This is a genomic window from Megasphaera hominis (genome assembly GCF_014269395.1).
Classification (GTDB): domain Bacteria; phylum Bacillota; class Negativicutes; order Veillonellales; family Megasphaeraceae; genus Megasphaera; species Megasphaera hominis.
Genome location: NZ_JACOGK010000058.1, coordinates 1 through 6,587 on the forward strand (window position 1 = coordinate 1; position 6,587 = coordinate 6,587).

General features: G+C 51.9%; 2 protein-coding genes. Both read left to right on the top strand.

Translation table 11 applies throughout. The annotated features are described in order from the left end of the window. Positions 1–545 precede the first annotated feature (545 nt). Positions 546–5,231 (top strand): beta strand repeat-containing protein, encoded by a 4,686-nt coding sequence (locus H8J70_RS12080; RefSeq protein WP_186504545.1) that lies wholly within the window; start codon positions 546–548, stop codon positions 5,229–5,231. Positions 5,232–5,539: 308 nt separating this feature from the next. Then, complete coding sequence (locus H8J70_RS12085) at positions 5,540–6,229, top strand: hypothetical protein (RefSeq protein ID WP_186504546.1); 690 nt, start codon at positions 5,540–5,542, stop codon at positions 6,227–6,229. Positions 6,230–6,587: the final 358 nt, after the last annotated feature.

Genomic DNA, 6,587 nt, shown 5'->3' on the forward strand with positions numbered 1-6,587 from the left:
GAAAGTCTTACCTCAGGCAGTGTCCAACTTATTAAAAAGTACTGTTCAACTTTGCGTCAAATTATATTTCTGATTCTAATTTTTTAGATTTTAGTGTCCAAGTTTTGTTGACCAGTGCAGTGCGCACGGGCACGATACGCCTTCCCTCACAGGGAAGGCACAGTGGAGAAAGCAGTTGCAGCACCAGATCTTTTTTACAAGGTCTGGTGCTTTTTTTTGTGAAAAGGACAAAGAAAACATAAGCTAAAAAGATACACAATGTGGTCAGTTTAGATCCATTAATATTACTAATAATTATTATTTAATGCAAATTGTTTGAAAAAAATCCATAAGAGGAGTATATTAAAGTTGTATAAGTATCTTTTCTCTATTCTTTAGGGAGTGAAAGGGAGAAAAGGCCTTGGCTAATCCTATGCAAGGGAAGGCATAGGGAAGAATGCTGTGTTAGGTGCAGGGAAGGCGCGTAGTACAGTGTTTGAGCCCCAAATCAAATGGCGGCCATGCCAAGGAGATTCGTTTTTTGCTTTGGAAAGTGGGGGATTCACATGAAAAGAAAGACCATGCTTCGCACACTCATCATTTCTGCGCTCTTTGCCTCTAGTACGGCTGTCATGCCGGCTTTTGCAATGGATATCTCGTCGGGAACAGGAGACCAATATGGCGTTCAGACGAATGATGGAACCGCCGCAACTAGCGGAACACTGAACGTTTCTGGTACGGCGAATTTGGGCAACGCTTACGGTGGCGCGGCAACAGGTACGAATGGCGGTGCAGCCACATCCAACACATTGAGCATCAGCGCCGGCAGCATGACCAACGGCTACGGCGGCTACACGACAAACGGCGATGTCACTGGAAACTCGGTCAACATGACCGGTGGCTCCGTAACGGGAGCCCTCTATGGCGGCTATACGAAGAACGGTACGGCTGGTGGTTCAGAAGCTGCTGCCAACACCGTTACCATTACCAAGCCTGGAGACAACAGCCTGGGGACCCTGATCACCGGCGGTGCCTCTGCCAACGGCAGCGCCTCGTATAACACCGTTTCCATTACGGACGCCAATGAGACAGACACAGACAGTCTTGTAATTTTCGGCGGCAATGCCAACGGCGGGGATGCCAGCAGCAACAGTGTTAATATTGGCAGCTCTAATTTTGCCAATATTAACATCCGGGGCGGCGTGAATCTCAATGGTACGGGGGATGTGAATGGCAACACGGTATCAGTAACGGGTTCCACGTTGAATGAAAGTACCATGAACAGTGTCGTCGTAATCGGCGCGCAGAATCTGGGTACGGGAACGCTCAATGGGAATACGCTCACCATCGACAGCTCCACGGTACAGTACAGCAACACTAACGGTACATTCTGGGGGCTGGTCCGGGCGGCTGACCGGAGTTCTGATACGGAAGGGGTGGCCAATAACAACACCATCACCATCAAAAATGGCAGTACGGTGGGCAAGGTAGACGGGGCCTATCAGCGCAATGGTACGGCTGACGGCAACAAGGCAATCGTTACTGACAGTACCGTAAACGGCATGGTGGCGGCAGCGGAAATGTCTGACACAACCACGTATGGGAATGTCACCAACAACGAAACTACCATTACAGACAGTACGGTTACTGGCAATGTGTACGGCGGGGAAACGACCCGTGGCTATGCAGCGGGGAATGAGGTGACTGTGGACGGTACATCTGAAGTTGAAGCCAACGTCTACGGCGGCCGGAGCTTTTTGAACGATATAGACCAGATCGGTGCAGCGGGCAATACGGTGACTATCAAGGACACGGCTAAAGTAGATACTGCTGTCTATGGGGGCTGGGCCGGTGGCGGCACAAACATAAACGGCACGCAGGTGAGCAGTACTTCCTCGGCTTATGGCAACAAGGTAATATATGAGAGCACTGCCGGGCAGACGGGCATCAAAATCTATGGCGGCTATGCAGTCAATGGCGATGCGGGCCAAGTGGCCTCCGGCACGATTGGTAATGTAGCGTATGACGGCGGCAACAGCGTCTACGCAGCAGGCAATGCCACGTACAGCAAGATTTACGGCGGCTATGCAGGAAACGGCGATGCCATCAGCAACGACGTGACCCTGGATGGGACAAATAGTGCCGTCTTCAATACGGTGTACGGCGGCTATACCGCTACGGGCAATGCCAACGAAAATACCATTACGGTAGAAAATAATGCTGATACAAATGACCTTTTGTATGCCGGGTATTCTGCCAGCGGTAATGCCGACAGCAATAAGCTGATTGTGACAGAGGGAACGGGCATCCAGGGCTACGCCGGCTACACCAACAGCGGCGAAGCGGCCAGCAACGCCATCACCTTTACGGCCGGAACTATGGGGGAAACTCTGGTTTCGGGCTACACCAAGAGTGGCGCTGCCCATGACAATACGGTGACGGTGGACGGCGGCTCCTCCACGGCCACGACGAACACCCTCTACGCCGGCCTGACACCGTCCGGCACGGCCTACAACAACAAGATTATCATCAACAATACGACGGATACAGGCGTAGGCAGCCTCATTGCCGGCCAGTCCGACCAGAAGGCCTATAACAACGAAATCGACATCAATGACGGTACGGTAAGCTCGGCCATTGCCGGCCAGTCTTCGGCAGCTGATGTGGAAGGCAATATTCTGCGCATTGCCGGCGGGACGGTCAGCACGGCCTATGGCGGATCGGCAGCGGCCGGGGCAGCAACGTCCAACCATGCCTATATTACCGGCGGAAGTACGGGTACAGTAACAGCCGGCCTGAGCAGTGGCACGGCCAGCGGCAATACCCTGGAAGTATCTGGGACTACGGCGGAGGTTGGTACAGCCGTTGCCGGCAATAGTGCCACAGGCGCTGCAACAGGAAATAGCCTGACCATTTCTGGGGGTAAAAAAGTGACCTCCGCCACAGCGGGCCTCAGTGAAACAGAGGCTTCGGGCAATGAGGCCAGCGTCAGCGGCGGTACGGTGGGCACGGTAATCGCTGGGGAATCCGGCACGGGTACGGTATCTACCAACACGACAACCGTCACTGGTGGCACGGTGACCAGTGCCTATGGCGGCTGGACAGACACCGGTACGGCATCTGGGAACACCCTAAATGTTTCCGGCGGCACCACAGAGCAGGCTTTTGGCGGCTACGCAAAAAGTACCGGGACCGCAACGGGCAACACGGCAGCGCTTTCCTCAGGGGAGGTATCCCAAGTGCTCTACGGTGGCTACTCCAATACAGGCGCGGCTTCTGAAAACACGGTCACTGTCTCTGGCGGCAGCGCAGGCGAGGTAGCAGGCGGCTACAGCACCACCAATGCTTCTGACAACAAAGCCTTTATGACGGACGGCAGCGTCAATATACTGGCAGGCGGTATATCTCCCAGCGGCAGTGTTACAGGAAATACCGCAGACATGAGCGGCGGCACGGCATACATGGTCATCGGCGGCCTCATGAACGTGGGAACGGGAGAGGGCGCTGAAGTATCCGGCAATAGCGTCACCATGTCCGGCGGCGAAGCCACTAATGTTTACGGCGCTTCTGCCGCTGCCGGCGATGCCGCAAACAATGCGGTCACACTCTCTGGTGGTACGGCAGATACGGTTACCGGCGGCAATGCATCCTCCGGCTCAGCCACGAACAACAAGGTCACCGTCGATGACGGCACCATTACGAAGAGCTTGGTCGGTGGCTCGTCCGATACAGGTGATGCCTCGGGCAATACGCTCAACATCAACGGCGGCACCATCGGCAGTACTGACACCGATAGCGACGCCAACCTTATCGTCGGCGGCCTTTCGAAGAGTGGTACGGCCAATGACAACACGGTCAACGTCTATAGCGGTACCCTGGGCAGCCTCATGAGCCTCTACGGCGGCTACATTTCCTCGTCCGGTACGACAGGCACGGGTAATATGCTCAACATGTATAACAAGGCCAACACCGTAAAGAACCTGGGCAACTTCCAGACCATGAATTTCTACGTACCGAAGGGGACGACACCGGGTGAAACCATGATTACCGTCACAGGCACTGCTGATGTGAGCAACACAGCCATCTACGGCGCCATCGACGATTCGACGAAAATGAGCAAGGGCCAGCAAATCAACCTCATCGTAGATACGAGCGGCATTACGTCCAACGGTACCCAGTACAAGATGATTCCCGGTAAGGATGAAGTCACAGACGAAGGCTTTGTCTCCCAAAAGGTTATCAACAAGAAAATCGACGCCAACCACATCGTCCTCATGATTCCTGACGACGATGTAGCGAAGATTGAAGACGACACGAAAGCCTTCCCGGAAAACCGGGCTAATGCGACAGGTACGTTGATCGAAGCGTCTGACCTGGCCGTCACCGACGGCTTTGCCAGTGCCGTTGCCGCCTTCCAGGCAGCCTGGCTGGAAGATCACTCCATCAAAGCCAAATTTACGCCGTACATCGTTCTCGGCGGTCACAACCTGCGCTACACGACAGGCTCCTACGTCGACAGCAACGGCTTCAACGGCGAACTGGGCTTCGTCAAACGAAACTTCCACGAAGACTATACGGATACGATTATGCCCTTCATCGAATACGGCAACGGCAACTTCACAGGCCACCAGGACTCCGGTGCCCGCAGTGACGGTGACCAGCGCTACGTAGGTGCCGGCCTCCTCCTGCGCCGGGATAGACAAAGCGGCCTCCATTATGAAGGCATGCTCCGCGCCGGCCGCATCAACGGCGACTACGCCGGCCTTATCGACGAACACCACGCCAGCTACAAGAACAGCTCGCCGTACATGGCAGCGCACTTGGGTATCGGTAAGCTTGTAAAACACGCTGACAACGACTTCGACTACTATGCCCGTTTCTTCTGGACCCACCTGGGTGCCGACCACGCCATCGTCACCAGTGACCTGGGCCACGCACCCTACAACTTCGACAGCGTCAACTCGTACCGTACGCGCTTGGGCATGCGCTGGACGAAGCATCTCCACAACGATACTACATCTGTTTACGCAGGCCTAGGCTGGGATTATGAATTCGATGGAGAAGCTAGGGCTATGTACAAGACATACAGCACGCCCGCACCGAGCCTGCAAGGCAGCAGCGGTTTCCTGGAACTGGGCTGGCAGAGCAAGGTTACGAAGGATAACCCCTGGGGCGCCGACGTACGCGTCACCGGCTGGGCTGGCATGCAGCGCGGCGTGACCTACAGTGCGACTATTAGCCGGGCGTTCTAAAACAGGCGCCACCTATGGGGGAGCTGGGCCAGTCGCGGAGCGACTGGGTCTGAAGGGGTTCATTTCTGTGTATTCAACTTCTATCCCGGCTTCGCCGTACTTTCTTCGGTCTCGGAGGAAGCCATTTTATATTACTACTAATTGGATAAGCGTGCGGCGAAGTAAATGGATCTGAGAGAGTTCATTTCTGTGTATTCAACCTCTATCCCGGCTTCGCCGTACTTTCTACGGTCTCGGAGAAAGCCTTCAGTAACATATTTTAGTGGTTATTATTGGTTTTGCAATTCACATTTAGGAGGTTGGTTCACTTGAAAATCAAGAAAACGTTATTGAGTTTAGCCTTGCTCGCGTGCTTGTGCACGGGCTCGGCTTTGGCAGCAGACTGGTATTATTTAGGTACATCGAGTAGTGGTGACACGTATTACGTTGATAACTCTTCAGTCGAAAAAAATGATGACACAGCTATTATATGGGAAAAAATCACGGATAAAAAGGGATCCAGTTGGGTTCAGCAGGTAATTGTCAGTCGTAAAAATAGAACGTCGGCGTTAGTCAAAAGATATATAGTTGAACCAGATGGTAAAGTTTATCAAAATTTTTCTGCCAAATCAAAATCTGATTTAGACTTTTATAGTATAAGGCCTGAGTCATCATCTGAGATTTTCTATAATTCCATTTGGCCGAATAAAGCCGATATGTCTTCGAATCGCTGGTACTACTTGGGAAATGAAGGGGATACGACCTATTACATAGATAATTCTACTGTGCAGAAGGATTCTAATACTGCTATTGTTTGGGTGAAGGAAATGAATTCTCATGGGGATTGTTACATACAACAATGTCTTTTAAAACGAAGAGATCAAACTATTAAGATATTAGATTTAACGTACGTCCAGGCAAATGGCTACACGGATTACGAAGGCGGCAGGCAAAACAGTGAGTCCATTTGGTCTCAACCGTTCTATCAAAAAATATATTACGCCATTTGGTCCAATTAATTTCTCTGCAAATTATCAAGTCTTAACCAGTCAAAAAACTCCAGCAGAACCAATCCCGGGTTCTGCCGGAGTCTTTTTATTTTCGCCGCATTCCGTATAATCATACAATATAAACCCAAAACCGATACAATACATAAACATTCTTATAAGATATATTATATATCTAGTAAGCGCTCAATAAAACCATGTACCTAACAAAGAAGCCCACCCGAGTTATTCTCGAATGGGCGATCACTGACCTATTTACATAATTCCTGCATACGCGTGCTCCAGGGCATGTAGCCATCTACTACTTCGGGATGATGCCGCACATCCAAATTTGGGAAATCCGTGAATACCTGAATCAGGTATTTCTCCG